General features: G+C 53.5%; 17 protein-coding genes and 1 tRNA gene. All 18 read left to right on the top strand.

Annotation, left to right across the window (positions count from 1 at the left end; translation table 11 throughout):
* Positions 1-3 precede the first annotated feature (3 nt).
* The 18 genes from argJ (at position 4) to ABNS49_RS10250 (ending at position 19,263) form a co-directional block, all read left to right on the top strand.
* A complete protein-coding gene (argJ, locus tag ABNS49_RS10335; protein ID WP_135980328.1) occupies positions 4-1,188 on the top strand; it encodes a bifunctional glutamate N-acetyltransferase/amino-acid acetyltransferase ArgJ in 1,185 nt (394 codons plus the stop codon).
* Positions 1,185-2,036, top strand: a complete 852-nt coding sequence (gene argB / locus ABNS49_RS10330; RefSeq protein ID WP_288342683.1) for an acetylglutamate kinase — start codon at positions 1,185-1,187, stop codon at positions 2,034-2,036. Before argJ ends, argB begins: the two co-directional genes overlap by 4 nt.
* 20 nt (positions 2,037-2,056) lie before the next feature.
* Positions 2,057-3,238, top strand: coding sequence for an aspartate aminotransferase family protein (locus tag ABNS49_RS10325; protein WP_135980330.1), 1,182 nt, complete (start codon positions 2,057-2,059; stop codon positions 3,236-3,238).
* Positions 3,235-4,140 (top strand): ornithine carbamoyltransferase, encoded by a 906-nt coding sequence (argF, locus tag ABNS49_RS10320; RefSeq protein ID WP_135980331.1) that lies wholly within the window; start codon positions 3,235-3,237, stop codon positions 4,138-4,140. Before ABNS49_RS10325 ends, argF begins: the two co-directional genes overlap by 4 nt.
* A 129-nt stretch (positions 4,141-4,269) precedes the next feature.
* Complete coding sequence (gene pyrH, locus ABNS49_RS10315) at positions 4,270-4,974, top strand: UMP kinase (protein ID WP_135980332.1); 705 nt, start codon at positions 4,270-4,272, stop codon at positions 4,972-4,974.
* A 12-nt stretch (positions 4,975-4,986) separates the two neighbouring features.
* A complete protein-coding gene (gene frr, locus ABNS49_RS10310) occupies positions 4,987-5,532 on the top strand; it encodes a ribosome recycling factor (RefSeq protein WP_135980333.1) in 546 nt (181 codons plus the stop codon).
* A 115-nt stretch (positions 5,533-5,647) separates the two neighbouring features.
* On the top strand, positions 5,648-6,337 hold the full coding sequence (locus ABNS49_RS10305; protein WP_135980334.1) for an isoprenyl transferase: 690 nt from the start codon (positions 5,648-5,650) through the stop codon (positions 6,335-6,337).
* Positions 6,334-7,104 (top strand): phosphatidate cytidylyltransferase, encoded by a 771-nt coding sequence (locus ABNS49_RS10300; protein WP_288342679.1) that lies wholly within the window; start codon positions 6,334-6,336, stop codon positions 7,102-7,104. The genes ABNS49_RS10305 and ABNS49_RS10300 overlap by 4 nt, the downstream gene beginning before the upstream one ends.
* Before the next feature lie 23 nt (positions 7,105-7,127).
* Positions 7,128-8,201, top strand: coding sequence for an RIP metalloprotease RseP (gene rseP, locus ABNS49_RS10295; RefSeq protein ID WP_135980335.1), 1,074 nt, complete (start codon positions 7,128-7,130; stop codon positions 8,199-8,201).
* A 97-nt stretch (positions 8,202-8,298) separates the two neighbouring features.
* Positions 8,299-8,874, top strand: a complete 576-nt coding sequence (locus ABNS49_RS10290; protein ID WP_135980336.1) for a helix-turn-helix transcriptional regulator — start codon at positions 8,299-8,301, stop codon at positions 8,872-8,874.
* A gap of 48 nt (positions 8,875-8,922) precedes the next feature.
* On the top strand, positions 8,923-9,585 hold the full coding sequence (locus ABNS49_RS10285; protein WP_277820811.1) for a hemolysin III family protein: 663 nt from the start codon (positions 8,923-8,925) through the stop codon (positions 9,583-9,585).
* 47 nt (positions 9,586-9,632) lie between these two features.
* Positions 9,633-9,709: transfer RNA gene (locus ABNS49_RS10280), tRNA-Pro, on the top strand.
* Between the two features lie 94 nt (positions 9,710-9,803).
* Positions 9,804-12,737 carry an AAA family ATPase gene (locus tag ABNS49_RS10275; RefSeq protein WP_135980337.1) on the top strand — a complete coding sequence of 978 codons (2,934 nt, stop codon included), beginning with the start codon at positions 9,804-9,806 and terminating at the stop codon, positions 12,735-12,737.
* Between the two features lies 1 nt (position 12,738).
* A complete protein-coding gene (gene ftsY / locus ABNS49_RS10270) occupies positions 12,739-13,701 on the top strand; it encodes a signal recognition particle-docking protein FtsY (protein ID WP_135980338.1) in 963 nt (320 codons plus the stop codon).
* Positions 13,694-14,005, top strand: coding sequence for a YlxM family DNA-binding protein (gene ylxM, locus ABNS49_RS10265; RefSeq protein WP_135980339.1), 312 nt, complete (start codon positions 13,694-13,696; stop codon positions 14,003-14,005). The genes ftsY and ylxM overlap by 8 nt, the downstream gene beginning before the upstream one ends.
* Before the next feature lie 5 nt (positions 14,006-14,010).
* On the top strand, positions 14,011-15,213 hold the full coding sequence (locus ABNS49_RS10260; RefSeq protein WP_135980340.1) for an acetate kinase: 1,203 nt from the start codon (positions 14,011-14,013) through the stop codon (positions 15,211-15,213).
* Entirely contained in the window at positions 15,197-16,150 is a 954-nt protein-coding gene (locus ABNS49_RS10255; RefSeq protein WP_135980341.1) for a bifunctional oligoribonuclease/PAP phosphatase NrnA, read from the top strand. Before ABNS49_RS10260 ends, ABNS49_RS10255 begins: the two co-directional genes overlap by 17 nt.
* Positions 16,151-16,188: 38 nt before the next feature.
* The gene (locus ABNS49_RS10250; protein WP_135980342.1) at positions 16,189-19,263 is read left to right on the top strand and encodes a DNA polymerase III subunit alpha; all 3,075 of its coding nucleotides are present in this window, start codon (positions 16,189-16,191) and stop codon (positions 19,261-19,263) included.
* Positions 19,264-19,279: the final 16 nt, after the last annotated feature.

Genomic DNA, 19,279 nt, shown 5'->3' with positions numbered 1-19,279 from the left:
GGAATGGAAACTCCACAAGGATTTTATGCCGGTGCTTGTCATTGCGGCATTCGAAAAAACCAAACAAAAAACGACGTGGCGCTCATCTATTCAAGCGTGCCATGCCAGGTTGGCGCCGTGTATACGAAAAACGTCGTCAAAGCGGATCCGCTTTTGCTGAATAAGGAAACGCTCAAAAACCACGAGGCGCAAGCGGTCATCGTCAATTCAGGCAACGCCAACGCCTGCGCGCTCCATGGTATGGAAAACGCCATCCGCGAGCAAAAGGCGGCGGCCAAGTTTTTAGATATCGCGCCCGACCAGGTGCTCGTCGCCTCCACGGGCGTCATCGGTGTGGAGCTGCCGGTGGAATGCATTGAGGAGAATTTGTCTTCCTTACAATTAGGCACCACCATCGAAGAAGCGGCCAACGCGATCATGACGACGGATACCACCGAGAAAATCGCGGAAGCGACGGTCGTTTTGGATGGAAAGTCGGTTCGTATTCTTGGTATCTGCAAAGGATCGGGAATGATCCATCCCAACATGGGAACGATGCTCGCGTTTATTTTGACGGATTGTGCCATCGACCACACCCTCCTTCAAAAAGCGCTGCTCGACAATACGAATCAAACGTTCAACCGCGTCAGCGTGGATGGCGACACGTCGACCAACGACATGTGTCTTGTCATGGCCAACGGACTGGCTGGCAATCCAACGATCGTGAAAGAAGACGAATCGTTCGTTTTGTTCCAGCAGGCGCTAAAAACCGTTATGGAAAGCCTGGCGGTTCAAATCGCCAAAGACGGCGAGGGAGCGAGCCGGCTGATTACTTGCCGCGTCAAGGAAGCCAAAGAGGAGGACCAGGCTGAAACTTTGGCCAAGGCGGTCGTTTCCTCGTCGTTATGCAAAGCGGCGATGTTTGGACACGACGCCAACTGGGGCCGGGTGCTTTGCGCGATGGGCTATTCGGGAGCCGAATTTGATCCGGCGCTTGTCGATGTCGCGTTTGCGTCGGCTTGCGGATGTGTCAAGGTGTGCGCGCAAGGCAAAGGCGTGCCATTTTCCGAGGAACTTGCCGCGGCGATTCTTTCCGAGGATGAAATCGACATTGAAATCAACCTTCACGAAGGAAACGCCGAATGCACGTGCTGGGGGTGCGACTTGACTTACGACTATGTCAAAATCAACGGGGACTACCGGACATGATGGCAAAGGAAAGAGCGAATATCCTGATCGAGGCGCTCCCGTACATTCGTGAATACCACGATCAAATTATTGTAATCAAATATGGCGGCAACGCCATGATTGACGACGAGCTCAAACGAGCCGTCATTCAGGACGTGCTTTTGCTGCGGCTGGTCGGCATCCATGTCGTCCTCGTCCATGGCGGCGGGCCCGATATTTCCGAGATGCTGCGCAAAGTCGATATACCTTCGCGGTTTGAAAACGGCTTGCGCGTCACGACGAAAGAAACGATGGAGATCGTGCAAATGGTGTTGTGCGGAAAGGTGAACAAAGATCTTGTCGGCCTGCTCGAAGGGCAGGGAGTCGGCTTGTCGGGCATGGATGGCGGCTTGTTTCGCGCCGTGCCGTACCGGGATGAAAGCGAAGTGGATTACGGCTACGTCGGCGAAGTCATAGACGTGAATCCAAAAATCGTGCTGGATGTGATTGAGAAAGGATATATCCCTGTCGTTTCCAGCGTGGCGGCCGGCATGCACGAGCCGGCGTCCTACAACATCAACGCCGACACGGCGGCCAGCAAGCTCGCCAGCGCCCTGCACGCCAAAAAGCTCATCCTGCTTACGGATGTGCCGGGCCTCATGAAAGATCCCGGCAATCCGGACACGCTCATTCGCCGTTTGAAAGTGTCGCAAGTGCCGGCGCTCGTCATGTCGGGCATTATTTCCGGCGGCATGATTCCGAAAGTGGACTGCTGCGTGGAGGCGGTGCGGCAAGGCGTGGAGCGCGCGAACATTCAGGACGGACGGCTACCGCATTCCATTTTGATTGAATTGCTTAGCGACGATGGAATCGGAACGATGTTTAGTTGACAACAAGGAGGAAAACGAATATGGAACATGCCCAATTAAAAGCGGACGAAAAACAATACGTCATGCAGACGTATGGCCGTTTTGACCTTTCGCTCGACCATGGAGACGGATGTTATTTATACGATCTGGATGGAAAGGCGTATTTGGATTTGACAAGCGGTATCGGCGTCAACTGCCTCGGCCACGCCCATCCAATCTTGACCCGGGCTTTGCAGGAGCAAGTCGGAAAGCTGATGCACGTCAGCAATTTGTATTACACAAAACCGATGGTGTCCGCCGCCAAACAGCTTTGCGAGGCGACCGGCATGAAAAAGGCTTTTTTCTCCAATTCCGGGGCGGAAGCCAACGAGGCGATGATCAAGGCGGCCCGCAAATACTCGCAAACAAACTACGCGATGGACCGGACGAAAATTTTGACGCTTGTCAACTCGTTTCACGGCCGGACGATCGCCACGCTGGAAGCGACCGGACAAGACAAGTTCCACCAGTACTTTTACCCGTTTACCGACGGGTTCGACTACGTGGAAGCCAACAACATCGACGACGTCAAAGCGAAGGCGGACGATAAGACGTGCGGCATCATGCTCGAGCTTATCCAGGGCGAGAGCGGGGTCCGGCCACTCGATCCGGTCTTTGTGCGCGAACTCGAACAATTTTGCAAGGAACGGGATATTTTGCTGCTGATCGACGAGGTGCAAACGGGTATCGGACGAACTGGCAAGTTGTTTTGTTACGAAAACTACGGCATCGAGCCCGACATCGTCTCGATGGCGAAAGGACTTGGCGGCGGCGTGCCAATTGGCGGTATTTTAACGAATGAAAAAACATCCACCGCGTTGCAGGCTGGCGATCATGGCTCGACATTTGGTGCCAATCCGCTGGCGACGACAAGCGCCGACACGGTTTTGTCGCTGGTGAACGATCCGGATTTTTTGAAAGACGTCGAGCAAAAAGGAACGTATTTTATGGAGCGGTTGAAGGCGATCCCATCCGAGCGAATCAAGGATGTGCGTGGAATCGGACTGATGATTGGCATCGAAGTCGACCCGGAGGAAATCGGCGGCCTCATCCAGGCGTGCATGGATCGAGGCATGCTCGTTTTAAAGGCGGGGACGAACACGATTCGCCTGCTGCCGCCGCTTATCATTACAAAAAAACAAATCGACGACGCATTGAACATCTTTGAGGAGGTATTGGCATGAAACACGTTTTAAAAATGCTGGATTTAAGCCCGGAGGAAATTACCCAGATCCTTGATTTGGCGGACCAGCTGAAATATGAAAAAAAGCACGGCATCGCGCATCCGTATCTTATTGGCAAGTCGATTGGCTTGATTTTCCAAAAGGCGAGCACGCGGACGCGGGTGTCGTTTGAAACCGGCATGAACCAGCTGGGCGGACAGGCGCTGTTTTTGTCGGCACGCGATCTTCAAATCGGCCGCGGCGAGCCGGTCCAGGACACGGCCCGGGTGCTTTCGCGCTATTTGGACGCGATCATGATTCGGACATTCGATCAGAAGGAAGTCGAAGACTTGGCGGAGTACGGCACCATTCCGGTCATCAACGGACTGACGGATTTTTCGCATCCTTGCCAGGTGCTGGCGGACTTGATGACGATTCGTGAGCGGTTTGGCTCGCTTAAAGGCGTCAAAATGGCGTACCTTGGCGATGGCGACAACATGGCCAACTCGCTGATTGTTGGCGGGCTCAAAACGGGCATGGTCGTTTCCGTGGCGACACCGGACGAATACAAGCCGGATCCGATCGTTTTGGATTTCGCGTCGGAATACGACACGTTCACATGGACGAACGATCCATACGAAGCGGTGAAAGACGCCGATGTCGTCATTACGGATACATGGGCGAGCATGGGTGTGGAAGCTGAAAAAGAGGTGCGGCAAATCGCCTTCGCGCCGTATCAGGTCAACGATGAGCTTATGAAGGTGGCCAAGCCCGAAGCGATGGTGCTGCATTGTCTGCCGGCGTACCGGGAGCAGGAAATCACGGAGAAGGTGTTCGAGGAGCACGCGGACGAGATTTTCGAGGAGGCGGAAAACCGCCTGCACGCGCAAAAAGCCGTCATGGTTTTGCTGATGAAAGATTAATGAATACGCCTTGCCGACGCGCAGGGCTTTTTTTTTGCGATGGCTGTTTTTGGTTTCTGCCAACCGAGTCTTTTCATTTAAAGGCGGATTTAGTATAATTGGAATGATAATCAAAGGAGCTTGAAATTCATGTATAAACGAGTTTTATTAAAATTAAGCGGAGAAGCGCTCTCCTCCAATGAAAACGCTCTGGAGCCGAAAGTCTTGAAACGGCTGGCAAAAGAATTGAAGAAAGTAAAAGAAACCGGCGTGGAGCTGGCGATCGTCGTGGGCGGGGGCAACTTTATCCGCGGCAAGATGATGGCGGAAATGGGAATGAACCGCTCGCAGGCCGACTACATGGGCATGCTGGGCACCGTCATCAACGCGCTGGCGGTACAAAACGCTTTGGAGCAGGAAGATGTCGACACCCGCGTACAGACGGCGGTGGAAATGCAAAAAGTAGCCGAACCGTACATTTTGCGGCGCGCCCTGCGTCATCTGGACAAAGGCCGCATCGTTATTTTCGGAGCCGGCACCGGATCGCCGTATTTTAGCACGGATACGACCGCGGCGCTGCGGGCTTCCGAAATCGACGCCGATGTGATCCTGATGGCTAAAAACGGCGTGGACGGAGTGTATGACGCCGATCCGAAGAAAGATCCAAACGCCAAGAAATTCGATCATCTTTCCTATATGGATGTTTTGAACAAAGGCTTGCAAGTCATGGATTCCACCGCGATCAGCATGTGTATGGACAACGACATCGACCTGGTTGTGTTTAACATGAATGAAGAGGGAAACATTTTAAAAGCCGTTCAGCAGGACGTGGACGGAACAGTCATATCAAAATAAAGGAGAAAACATATGAGTGAACATTTAGAAAAAGCCGAATTGAGAATGATGGACGCGATCGAGAACCTGGAGGAAAATCTCGCGACGATCCGGACAGGACGGGCTAATTCCCAAATCCTGGACCGGGTACACGTGGACTACTACGGGGAACCGACACCAATCAACCAAATCGCGCGGATCTCGGTTGTGGAAGGAACGCAACTGGTCATCAAGCCTTACGACCGTTCGACGGTCAAAGCCATCGCCCACGCGATCCAGGCGGCCAATCTGGGGCTGAACCCGCAGGCGGAAGCCGATCAAATCCGAATTCTCGTTCCGCAGCTGACACAGGACCGGCGCAAGCAGCTCGCCAAAGATGCGCAAAAATTCGCGGAAGAATGCAAAGTGGCGATTCGCAACATCCGCCGCGACTGCAACGACGCCTTGAAAAAAGACAAGGAAATCAGCGAGGACATCACAAAAGAATTACTGAACGACGCACAAAAACTGACGGACAAATTCACGAAGGAAGTCGACAAGATCACAACGGAAAAGAAAAACGAGATCTTAAACGTTTAGACCCAATCCCCATTGGGTTTTTTCTATTCCCGTAGCAAACGATTGTCATGAATCCCCAAAATTCGTTATTCTAAAATAGAAAGGAAAAGTATACACGCCGTATATCGTCAAACCTATGCAAGTACCTGAAACCGTCGCGATCATCATGGATGGAAATGGGCGCTGGGCCAAAAAACAAGGACTGCCCCGGACCGCCGGCCATAAAAAAGGCGCGGACCAAATCCGCACGATCGCTTTGGAAGCCAATCGACTCCACATTAAAAAACTGATCCTGTACGCGTTCTCCACCGAAAACTGGAAACGCCCCGAGGACGAGATTTCCTATTTGTGCAAGCTGCCAGGCATCTTTTTTTCAAAATTCATTAAAGAGCTGATGGAAAACAACATCCGCGTCACGTTCGCCGGCGAGCTGGAGCGCTTCCCGAAAGAAACGCAAAAGGTAATTCGCAAAGCGGTCAACCAGACGGAGCGCAACACCGGTCTGGAGCTTTGCATCGCCATCAATTACGGATCCAGACGGGAAATCGTTTTGGCGATCCGGGAATACACAAGGCAAGTGCTCGAGCAGGAACGCGCCAACGATTTAAGCGAAGAGGACTTTTCCAGCTATTTGTTCGTGCCCGAAAACGTGGATTTGCTCATTCGCACAAGCGGCGAGGAACGCATCTCGAACTTTTTGCTGTGGCAAATCGCGTACGCGGAACTCATTTTCACGCCTGTCGCGTGGCCGGACTTTGACGAGGCGAAACTCGACGAGTGCCTGCGTCTATACAGCGAACGCGACCGCCGCTTTGGGGGCGTATGATGAAAACGAGAATCCTGACGGCGATCCTCATTATTTTGGTCGTCGCGTTTCCGGTTTTTTACGGAAGCTGGCCCCTTGAGCTGCTGGCCCTCTTTATCGTATGCGCCGGCGCCTGGGAATGGATGCGCATCCTGCCCGGTTTTTCCAACTGGTCGTGGCTGCTGGTCGTCGCGATTGGCGGGGTTCTGGGGGCGAGGTTCGTGCCCGGAAGCTGGCTGTTCGTGCTGGTAGCTTGCGTCGTTCTCTTTTTGTGGGGACTGCCTGTTTTTATGGAACGCTTTTCGATCGTCGACGCCAATTCCCTCGTTGTGTTTTTCGTTTTGTTTTCCCTCTTTTATATTTCAATGGGGGAAATTATCGCCAACCATATGTATTTATGGACGATTGTTTTCGCGACATACGGATCGGATACCGGCGCCTACTTTATCGGCCGGGCGTTTGGCCGGCACAAGATGAATCCGCGCATCTCGCCGAAAAAAAGCTGGGAGGGCTTTTTTGGCGGTGTCGTTTCGGGAGCCATCATCAGCATCGCGCTCAGCTCGCTGTACTGGAGCAATCTGAATGTGACGGTCAACGTGCTGCTCTGTTTGCTTTGTCCGGTTTTCGCGGAACTCGGCGATCTTTGCTTTAGCGCCATCAAACGCCACTTCGGCATTAAGGACTTTTCCAATTTGCTGCCGGGGCACGGGGGCGTGCTGGACCGGGTCGACTCGCTGCTGATCAATATTTTGGTTTTTGGTGTCCTGTTCCATATTTTTTTGATTTAAACATTTGAAGGGGGATAAAAAATATGAATCTAATCATTGGATTGATCGCGTTCTTGTTCATGCTGAGCGTCATCGTGATTATTCATGAGCTTGGCCACTTCGCGATGGCGAAAAAATTTGGCGTGTTCTGCAAGGAATTTTCCATCGGCATGGGGCCGGCGCTGTGGCAAAAAGAGGGGAAGGAAACGACGTTTTCGATTCGGGCGATTCCGTTTGGCGGCTACGTCATGATGGCCGGCGAGCAGGACGGCAGCCAGGACGAGAGCGAAGACGACTGGCTCAAGGACGTGCCGGCTGCCCGGCGCCTCAACAACATCGCGCCATGGAAGCAAATCGTCATCATGCTGGCGGGCGTCACGATGAACATCGTGCTTGCCTACGCCTTGTTTACCGGCTTGGCGATGGCGCGCGGCTATGTCGTCGAAGACGCCAAGCCCGTCGTGTACGAAGTCGTGGAAAATTCGCCGGCCGCCAAGGCAGGACTGCAAAAGGACGATGAAATCATCCGCGTCACGAATGGTTCGGAAAGCATCGAGCCGCAACGGCAGTTCGATGTGATCGAATTCATCCAGTACAATCCAACCGAAAGCACGTATACAATCGCGCGCGGAAACGAGACGCTGGATGTGAAGATCACGCCGCGCTACAACAAAGACACCCAGACGTACGAGATTGGCTCGATTGCCACGTCGTACGCCCGTCCGATCGCGTGGTACGAAGCGTTCAAAGTCGGATGGGACGACATGGTCGATTCGGGCTCCTCGATTTTCCGCTCGCTAGGCCAGCTTGTCAAAGGAAAAGGCTATGAAAACTTGTCTGGACCGGTGGGCATTTTGAATTTGACGAAGAAGACGACCGAGATGGGCTGGATGTCGTACTTGTCGCTTTTCGCCTTGATCTCGCTAAATATCGGCATTTTCAACTTGCTGCCGATTCCGGCGCTCGATGGCGGCCGCGTCCTGATCTTGCTTATTGAGCGCATCACGCGCCGTAAAATCAACGAGAAGCTCGTGGAAAACATCATTTTGGCCAGCTTTGTGCTGCTCATAGGAATTTTCCTATTCGCGACGTACAACGATATCGCGAAAATGTTTTAAAGACTGTGAAAAAAACAGTCTTTTTTTGCGATGTCAAATACGTTGGATCGACAAAAAACACGAGAAATGAAACAATGCGGACAAGGGGGATTCGTTTATGGAAATCGGAAAGCAAATCAAAAAGCAGCGGCAGGCGAACCACTGGACGCAAGAGGAGCTGGCGGAAAAGATTTATGTCAGCCGGCAGTCGGTGTCCAACTGGGAAAACGACAAGACGTATCCCGATCTGGAAAGCCTGCTGCGCATGAGTATTTTGTTTTCGACGACGATCGACGACCTCGTGAAAGGAGATCAGCAGGAAATGAAAGAAGTCATTCACAACCAGGAAAGCAAGGCGGTGTTCAACCGGGACGCCACGATCTTTGCGGTTTTATTGATCGCGTTCACGATTTTGTGCGTGCCCATTGGCTTGATTGGAAAATGGATTGGCATCGTCTTGGATATCGCTTTTTTCGCGGTTACGATGGCGTATGCCTTGAAGGTGGAAAAGCAAAAGAAAGCGCTCGATATTCAAAGCTACAAGGAAATCGACGCGTTCATGCAAGGCGTTTCGCTCTCGCAAATTCAAAAGGAGCGGGAAAAAGCGGTGCGTCCGTATCAAAAGGTGTTCGCCGCGCTGATCGCCGCCTTGATTGGCGGTTTGATCGCGCTTTTGTGGTGCCTGGTCTTGTAATTTTTCATCCGGCTTGAATTTTAACCTCATTAAAGTTAAGATGCTCGTATGAAAAAAAATGAAGACACTTTAATGAAAGAACCTTATCCGTTGACATTTGGCGAGGAAATCGGCAACTCGATTTCCCACGGCGTCATGTTTTTTATTCTCCTGTTCACGCTTCCGTACTATGCCATACGCGCCTACACGATGGGCGGCGCCATGGAGGCGGCCGGGATCTCGGTGTACTTCTTTTGCATGATGTTCATGTTTGGCGGCAGCTGCCTTTACCACATGATGCCGTATCACACGACGTACAAATACGTGTTTCGCAAACTGGATCACATCATGATCCTGCTCGCGATCGCGGGCACATACACCCCGATTTGCCTTGTCGTGCTACACAACTGGGTCGGGTACACTGTGCTGGCCATTGAGTGGGCGATGGTGCTGGCCGGGGTGTTGCTTAAAAGCATCGCCAAAAAACGCTACAAAGTTTTGTCGATGACGATCTACATGGTTATGGGATGGATGGCGCTCTTCATTTTACCGGCGCTGATCGCCCATACGAACTGGATCTTTTTGACGTTGCTTGTGGCCGGCGGCGTGCTGTACACGATAGGGACGTATTTTTACTCGCATCCCGAAAAAAACTTTTTCCATTTTACGTGGCATATCTTTATTATTTTGGCGAGTTTGTGCCATTTAGCCGGAATTTTATATTTTATGTGAAAATAGGGATTGCTATTTATGAAGTTGAGTGATAATCTATTGTCTATCAGGACGTAGCTCAGCTTGGTAGAGCGCTTGGTTCGGGTCCAAGAGACCGCAGGTTCAAATCCCGTCGTCCTGACCATGCCTATGAAGCCGATTGATGAAAGTCGATCGGTTTTTTTCTATCGTACCGGATTCATTCCGGTGTATAATAAAAAAGATTGGTAGGTGAATATATGTTTTTAAAACGAATCGAACTGCAAGGGTTTAAAAGTTTCGCGGACAAAACGATCGTGCAGTTTGATCACGACATCACCGGAATTGTCGGACCGAACGGCTGCGGCAAAAGCAACATCAACGACGCCATCCGGTGGGTGCTCGGGGAACAGAGCGTGAAGTCGCTACGCTCCGGAACGAACATGGCCGATATTATCTTTTCCGGAAGCGAACAGCGAAAACGCGTCAATATGGCGAAAGTGACGCTCGTGTTCGACAATACCCGCAAGGTGTTCGACTCGCCGTTTGACGAAATCGAGATCACGCGTCAAATCCATCGGGCCAACAACGAGGCGGGGTATTTCATCAACAAGACGCCGTGCCGGCTCAAAGACATTCAGGAGCTCATCATGGATACCGGTCTGGGAAGGGATTCGCTCAGCATCATTTCCCAAGGCAACATTTCGTCGTTCGCCGACGCCAAGCCGGAAGAGCGGCGCGGCTTGTTCGAAGAAGCCGCGGGCGTGGCGAAATATAAAAAAAGAAAAAAGATCTCGCTTCAAAAACTGGAACAGACCAAAGAAAATCTGGAGCGCCTGCAAGATATTTTGGACGAGCTGGAACGGCAAATCGGACCGCTGGAACGGCAGGCGAAAAAGGCGAAGCAGTTTCTCGCGTACAAAAACGAGCTATTCGAAATCGAGATCAGCGTTCTCGTCGAGGAAGTGGAATCGCTAGACGCCTCGATCCGGGAAATCGAACGGACGATTTTGGAAGCGCAAGGAAACCAAGTCGAGCAAACGCGCATGCTGGAGCGCAACGAAGCCGACATCGACGCGCTGCGCCAGGAAATTTACCAGCTTGACGCCAAAGTCCAAAGCCTCCAGCAAGACTACACGCAAGCGATGGAGGAAAGCGTGCAGCTCGAAAAGCGGAAAGTCGAGCTGGACGAAAAGCGCAAGTACACGCTTCAGGTAGCGGATTTGCGCCAGAAAAAAGCGGCCCTCAACGAAATGCGGCAGGAAGCCCGCTACGAATACGAGGACCGGAAGAAGCGCCTGGATGCCCTGCGAACGGAATACGCCTTGCGAGCCAAGACGCTCGCGCAAAAAAAGGAACAGCTCGCGCTCGACCAGCGCGCCCTCGCCCAGGCCCGCTCCATCGGGCAGCAGCTGGAAAACCGGATGCACATCGTCGAGAACATGATCCGCCAGCCATACCAGCACCAGGCGGGGGTACGTGCCATCATCCACGCCAGACGCTCGCTGGAAGGCATCGAAGGAACGGTGTCCGAGCTAATCGTGCCAAAAGACGACAAAGCGGTCGCCATTTCCAACGCGCTGGGCGGAACGATGTACCAAATCGTCACCAAAAACGAGGAAAGCGCCCGGGCGGCGATCCACTTCCTGAAAAAAAACCAGTCGGGCCGCGCCACGTTTTTGCCGATGACCGTGTGCCATCCGCGCTATCCTTCCAGCCAGAACAAGGCGATTGCCGCCAGCGTGCCCGGCGCTATCGGATGGGCGAACGAATGGGTCGACTGCGCCCCCAAATACAACGACGTGCGGGATCGCCTGCTTGCCGGCATCTTTATTACCGACACGCTCGAAAACGCCAACGAGTGCGCCAAGCGGTTGCGCTATTCAACCAAGATCGTCACGCTCGACGGCGAAATCGTCCATAGCGGCGGCGCCATGACGGGCGGGCGCAACAAGTCCCAGTCGACGCCGGTGACCCTTGGTCAGGAGCGCGACGAGCTCGCGCGAAAAATCGAGCGGCAGACGCAAGCCATCGAGCAGCAAAACGCCAAAATCCGCCAAACGGAGCGGCGCAACGAGGACGAGCAGGAACAGCTGATCGCCTTGCAAATCGAGTCGGCCAAGCTGGAAAACATCGTTCTTGTCAAAAAACAAAAATTCGACTCCCTGCAAGACGAATACGATCAAATCGCCATCTCGGCCGGCGAGGAGGACGAAAAGGAAATGGACGACTCGCTCGTGGCAGCCATCGCCGACATCCACAGCCGGATCGACACGCTGGCGGCGCAAATGAGCGCCTTGCGGACGACGCGCATGAACAAAGGCAAGGATCTTGAGCAGCTCGAAACGAGCGTCCGTGGCCAGCGCCGGGAAATCAACGCCATTTTGCAGGCGATCCATCAAAGCGAAATGCAGCTCGCCCAACACAAGACCAAACAGGAAAACGCGCTTGACCGGCTCAACGCGGACTATCAAATGACGTACGATTTCGCCTGCACGAAGCGCAAGGACATCGACATCGACGCCGCGCGCGAACGTGTGCGCGAACTGCGCAATTTGATTGCCCGGCTTGGCAACGTCAATCTGGACGCGCCGGCTCAATTCGACGAGATCAAGGAGCGGTTCGACTATCTCGAGCACCAGAAACAAGACTTGCAGGAAGCAGGCGAGCAAATTTTACACGCGATTGACGAGATGGACAAAACGATGGTGGAAAAATTCACCGAAATGTTCGACAAGATCAACGCGGAGCTCGACGTCGTGTTCAAGTCGATGTTCGGCGGCGGAAAAGCGCGGCTGTCCATGGTGGATCCGCAAGACGTGCTAAATACCGGAATCGACATCGACGTCCAGCCGCCCGGCAAGCTCATCAAAAACATCCAGTCGTTTTCCGGGGGCGAGAAAGCGTTGATCGCGATCAGCGTCTTGTTCGCGATCCTGAAGGCGCGGCTCATTCCTTTGTGTATTTTTGACGAGGTGGAAGCGGCGCTCGACCAGGGAAACGTCGAGCGGTTCGCCCGCTACTTGTCCCATTTCCGGGACCAGTCCCAGTTTATCGTGGTGACGCACCGGCCCGGGACGATGGAGCAGTGCGACACGTTGTATGGAGTCACGATGCAGCAGGATGGCGTGTCGCAAATCTTGAAAGTGCTTTTGAAAGACGCTGTGTCCTACGCGCACGGCGAGGAGGAATAATATGGCTTTTTTTCAAAAAATCAAAGACGCGTTCGCGCGCAACAAAGACAAGGATAAGTATTTAAGCGGGCTGTCCCGTTCGAAAAAGACGTTCGGGGACCGGCTGCGCGCGCTTTCCAACAACTTTCACGGCATCGACGACGAGCTGCTGGAAGAAATCATGATTCTCATGCTGGAAAGCGATGTCGGCATCCACACGGCGCAAAAGCTTGTGGACCAGTTCGAGAAAGAAGGTAAGAACATCAAAAACTACGATTCGATGGAAGACTACCTGATTTCGATTTTATATGATTTTTACGATCCGGAAAGCGATCCGCAAATCCGGTACAACGAGGACGGACCTACGGTGATTTTAATGGTTGGCGTCAACGGCGCGGGAAAAACGACGACGAGCGCCAAGCTGATCGAGTACTACAAAGAGCAAGGCAAAAGCGTGGCAGTGGCCGCGGCGGACACGTTCCGCGCCGGGGCGATCGACCAGATCGCGACTTGGGCCCAGCGCCTGGATGTGCCATGCATCAAAGGCAAGCAGGGACAGGATCCAAGCAGTGTGCTCGTGGACGCGTGCCGCTACGCCAAAGAAAACGACATCGACATCCTGATCGCCGACACGGCAGGGCGCCTTCAAAACAAGACGAATCTGATGAAGGAGTTGTCCAAGATGAACCGCGTATGCGAAAAGGAGATTCCGGGCGCGCCGCAGGAAGTGTGGCTCGTGCTCGACGCGACGACAGGCCAAAACGGCATCTCGCAGGCGAAGGAGTTTTTGGAAGCCACCAACGTGACGGGCATCATTTTGACGAAAATGGATGGCACCGCCAAAGGCGGCGTCGTCATGGCCATTCGCGACTTGCTTCATTTGCCGGTCCGCTTTTTGGGACTGGGCGAAAAACCGGCCGACTTGCGTCCGTTTGACTTGAACGCGTATTTGATCGGCATCACCAAAGGGCTGGAAGATGAATAATATCCAAGTCAACGATTTGATGGATGTCTATGGCTCGCTGCTCACAAGCCGCCAGCAGGAGATCATGGATTTGTATACGAAGGAGGATCTTTCGTACAGCGAGATCGCGCAGGAGCTGGGCATCTCGCGCACGGCGGTCATGGACGCGGTGCACAAGAGCGTGCAGCTATTAGAAAAATACGAAAAAAACATCAAATTTTTACAATTCAAAACAGAAATCTATTCTATAATAGAATTGTCTGTGACATTAGAGGAATGCAAGCGCTCACTGAATGAGCTGCTCACTTTGCAACAGGAGGAATAAATATTATGTCAATAGTAATGAGTGTGAATGCCGGAAGCTCATCTTTGAAATTCCAGGTATTCGAAATGCCAAGCGAAAAGGTTCTTGCCAAAGGTCTTGTGGAGCGAATCGGATTGAACGATTCCGTATTCTCCATCAAAGTCGGCGATGAAAAATTCGAGGAAATCTCCAACATCCCCGATCATTCCGTAGCGGTTCAAAAACTGATCGACGCCTTGATCGAGCATGGCGTCGTCAACCGTCTTGAAGATATTGAAGCCGTAGGACACCGGATGGTGCATGGCGGCGAGTTCTACTCGGATTCCGTGAAAGCAAGCGACGAGGCCGAAGAGAAATTCGAAGCGTGCATCCCGCTGGCTCCGCTCCACAATCCGGCTGGTCTTGTAGGCTACCGCTCGTTTAAGGAGGCGCTTCCAAACGCGAGCCACACGTTCGTGTTCGACACCGCGTTCCACCAGTCGATGCCGGAGGAAAACTTCATCTATCCGATCCCTTACAAGTTTTATGAAGAAGACCATATCCGCCGGTACGGAATGCATGGAACGAGCCACAAATACCTCGTGGAACGTCTGGCCGAAATCGAAGGAAAGCCAGTGGACAAAATGAACATCATCACGTGCCATCTTGGAAACGGCGCGTCCATTACCGCGATCAAAGACGGAAAATCGCTGAAGACGTCGATGGGATTCACACCGCTGGCCGGCGTGATGATGGGAACGCGTTCGGGCGACATCGACCCGGCGATCCTGATCTTCCTTCAAAACAAATACGGGTATACGGCAGCCGAACTTGATGATATTTTGAACAAACAGTCCGGTATGCTCGGCTTGTCGGGCATTTCGTCGGATTCGCGCGATATCGAAGACGGCATCAAGGCCGGCAACGAGCGCGCCATCCTGACGGAAAAAGTGTACGTCAACCGCATCATCGAGACGATTGGCGGCTACTTCGCGCTGATGGGCGGCTGCGACGCCATCGTGTTCGCCGGCGGAATCGGTGAAAACGCTATCGACATCCGGGAACACGTTTGCGAAGGAATCGAGTGTCTGGGCGTGAAATTTGACGCGGCGAAAAACAACGTGCGCGGCAAGGAAGCCTTGATTTCGGCGCCGGATTCGAAAATCGCGGTTTGGGTCATCCCGACAAACGAAGAGGTCATGCTCGCGCGCGACGCATACAAGGATCTCACCCATGGAAACGATCAATAAGATCGCCGAAGCCATCGAACAGGCGGACACGATTTGTATTTTCCGCCACCAGTTCCCGGATCAGGACGCGATCGGCTCGCAAATGGGGTTGAAAACCGCGCTGCAAAGCTTGTATCCAAAAAAGAAAGTGCTGGCGCTTGGAACGATGAGCGTCGACGGGATCGTGATGGACACAGCCGACGACGCCACGATTCAAAACGCGCTGGCCATCGTGCTGGACACGGCCAACCAAGCCCGCATCGACGACGACCGGGCCTTGCGCGCCGCGCAGGTGATTCGAATCGACCACCATGTTCCGGTCGAAACGATGGGGCAAACCGAGTGGATCGACCAGGACGCCTCAGCGACGTGCGAACTCGTCGCGTTGTATTTTCAAGCCCGCCATCAGACCATCCCGGCGAACGCGGCCCAGTATTTATACGAGGGGCTAATCGCCGACAACATCCGGTTCACAACGAGCAACACCCGTCCGGAATCGTTTGAGGCGGGACGGTACCTGGTAGAGCAGGGCGCCGATGTGCAGCGGGCCAACGAGCACAACTTCGCGATTACGCTGCCGGAGTTTTATTACGAAAACCGGGTTCGCGAACGCGCCCGGTTCGAAAAGGGCGCGCTGACATCCATCCTGTCCATCGAGGACTATGAGCGCTGCCATTTGACATTCGCACAAGCCAAGGATAAAGTCTACGCTTTGTCCAATATCGAAGAAGTGAAGGTTTGGGCGTTGTTTACGGAAAAAACGCCGGGAATCTACAACGCGTCGCTTCGAGCCAAAACGCTCGATATCCGTCAAATCGCGACCCGTTTTGGCGGCGGGGGCCACGCCTGCGCTTCCGGAATCAAAGATCTGCGGCTCGAGCAAGTGGAGGAAATCATTCATCAGCTTGTGGCGCTGGCGCAGGAAAACGAAGAAGAGAACTGCGAGAGGTCTGTATAGACCTCTTTTTTGTGCAGAAATTATGCTAAAATGAAAGTATGATTCATTTACACACACAAAGCGCCTTCTCGCTGCTGCAATCGCCGATTCGAATCGAGCAGCTCGTAAAAAAGGCTAAAATGGAACAAAAAAAATACGTGGCGCTCACCGACCGGAACGTGTTGTTTGGCGTGCCGGCGTTTTTGCGCGCCTGCAAGCAGTATGACATCGCTCCGATCGTTGGCCTGGAAGTGGAAGCGTCGGTTGGCGAAACGGAAAAGATTGGATTTGTCATTCTTGCCAAAAACAACGAAGGACTCGCCAGCCTGTATCAAATCTCCGCGCTGGCTTCAAGGAAAGAGCCGACCTTGGACGAGCTGGCCGCGCTGCAGGCGGGGTGCGCGTTGATCACGTATGGCGACAACGACGCGCTGGAAGCCGCGCTGGAGCAAAACGACGAAAAACAACTTGTCGCCTGGCTGCGACGGATTCAAGACGCGTTCGAGGATTTGACCATCGCAATCGCGATGAACGATTCCCGCTACCGTGCCAACTTGAATGGAACGCTGCGCGACACGGCCAGGCGCTGCGGCTTACCGACCGTGGCGTTGTCCAGGGTGCTCTATTTGGAAGAAAACGAAGTGGAGGATCTCAAGGTGCTGCGCGCTATTGAAAAGCAGACGACGATTGAGGACCCGGCGCTGCTCGTGTCGTACGGGCGCTATTTTCGAACGGACGCGGAAATGGAGCGGCTGTATGAGCAGGCCGATTTGGAAATGACGGAGCAAATCGCGGCGCGCTGTCATTTGACGGAGCCATTCGCGCAAAGCCAGCTGCCGGTATTCGAAAACAAGCTGGGAATCGACTCGCGTTCGTATTTGATCAAGCTGTGCAAAGCCGGACTGGCCAAGCGCCTGAACGGGCGCATGGATCCGGTTTATGTGCAACGTCTGGAATACGAGCTGTCCGTCATCACCTCCATGGAGTTCACGGATTATTTTTTAATTGTGTACGACATGATCCGGTTTGCCCGCAGCCGGAAAATTTTAGTTGGTCCGGGGCGTGGCAGCGCCGCCGGCTCGCTGGTGGCGTATTGTTTAGGCATTACGCACATCGACCCGATACAAAACCACTTGCTGTTTGAACGCTTCCTCAATCCCGAACGAATTTCAATGCCGGATATCGACACGGATTTTCCAGACGACCGCCGCGAGGAGGTCATCGCCTACCTGGTTGAAAAATACGGGATCGACCACGTTTCGCAAATCATCACGTTTTCGAATTTAAAAGCGAAACAGGTGCTGCGCGATGTGGGAAAGACGTTTGGCTATCCAAGCCGGGAACTGGACCAAATCACGTCGCTCATTCCTTCCATCCAGGGCGTTCCGATGACGCTGCAAGGCGCCTATGAAGGCGTGCCGGCGTTTCGGAAGATGGTGGAATCGCATTCGAAATGGAAACGCTTGTTCGCGCAGGCACGCAGGCTGGAAGGGCTGCCGCGCCACACCTCGGTGCACGCGGCCGGCATCGTGCTGAGCCGCAAAAAGATTTTGGATGTGTGTCCGCTTTTTGAAATCGAGGGCGGATTACACGCGGTCCAGTACACGATGGAAAACCTGGAACCGCTCGGGCTGATCAAGATGGATGTGCTCGCATTGCGCAACCTGACGACGATTGACCGGATCTTGCGCGCGATCGAGAAAGCCGGGAAAGGCTGGCTCGAAATTTTCAAGCTTCCGCAAGACGACGCGAAAACGTACGAGCTGCTGGCCCAGGCCGATACGGTGGGTGTGTTCCAGTTCGAGGGGGACGGAATCAAGGCGCTGCTAAAAAAGGTGAAGCCGCGCACGTTCGCGGACATCTCGGTCACACTGGCGTTGTACAGACCGGGCCCAATGGAAAACATTCCGTTGTATTTGAAGCAGCGGGAACATCCGGAAACGATCCGCTACGCCCATCCGCTGCTGGAGCCGATTTTAAAGGAAACGTATGGCGTCATGATTTATCAGGAGCAAATCATGCAAATCGCCCAGGTCGTTGGGAAAATGACGCTCGCTCAGGCCGACAGTTTGCGCAAGGCGATGTCGAAAAAGAAAAAGGACGTCATGGAGTCGTACCGGACGACGTTTTTGAACGGGGCGATGGCCCAGGGCATTGAGAAGCCGGTGGCGGAAGGCATTTTCGAGACGATGGAACAGTTCGCCAAGTACGGCTTCAACAAGTCGCACTCGTACGCGTATTCTATCGTGGCGTACATCATGGCGTATTTAAAGGCGAATTATCCATTGTATTTTTATCAAAGCCTGCTCAACAGCGTGATCGGGGCGTCGGAAAAAAGCGCCGAGTACATTTACGAGTGCACGAAGCGGAACGTGCCGATCCTGCCCGCCAGCGTGCTGCGCTCCGAAGAAGGGTATGTGATCGAGGGTAACGCGCTTCGCATGCCGCTGCAAGTGCTCAAGGGCATTGGCAAAAGCGTGTATCCGAAAATCATCGAGGAACGCAAAAAAAGGGAGTTCGCGGACGTGTTCGAATGCATGACCCGGCTAAACGCCGTCAAGGTCGGGGAAGGCGCGATCCGGATCCTCATTGACGGGGGCGCGTTTGACGAGTTTGGAATCAACCGCGTCACGTTGCGGGAAAACCTCGCCCAGATTTGGAACTACGCCCGGATCGTCAAGGTGGAGGACGCCGACGAGATTCGCTTCGACTTCTCGATCGCCTCCAAGCCGAATTTGACGCGCTACGAGGAACGGCCGTTTGAAAAAGCGCAACGGGAGCGGGACGTGTATGGCTTTTATTTAAGCGAGCATCCGATTCGAACGCTGCGCAACCGCCGCTATCAAAACGTGCCTACGCTGGCGCAAATGGAGCATCAGCTCGGCTATGTCAAAGCGCTTGTCCGTGTCGTGCGGGTGAAGCCGCACAAAACCAAGCGCGGGGACATGATGGCGTTTGTCAACATCGAGGACGAGTCGCGGACCAGCGAGGCCGTCGTCATGCCCAAGCTGTTTGAGCGCGTCAAAGACGAACTCAAGCCGGGGGCGTTGCTGGTGCTGGAGGGAAAGAAGGAAAAAGAGGATTCGATTCTCGCCAACCGGATCACCCTGGTCGTTTTATCGCCGGAAAGCTAGGAAATTTTCCAAATTT

The organism is uncultured Dubosiella sp., assembly GCF_964018005.1.
GTDB lineage: Bacteria > Bacillota_I > Bacilli_A > Erysipelotrichales > Erysipelotrichaceae > Dubosiella > Dubosiella muris.
Note: the sequence above shows the minus strand (reverse complement) of the source record. Positions and strands in the feature narration are given on the sequence as shown.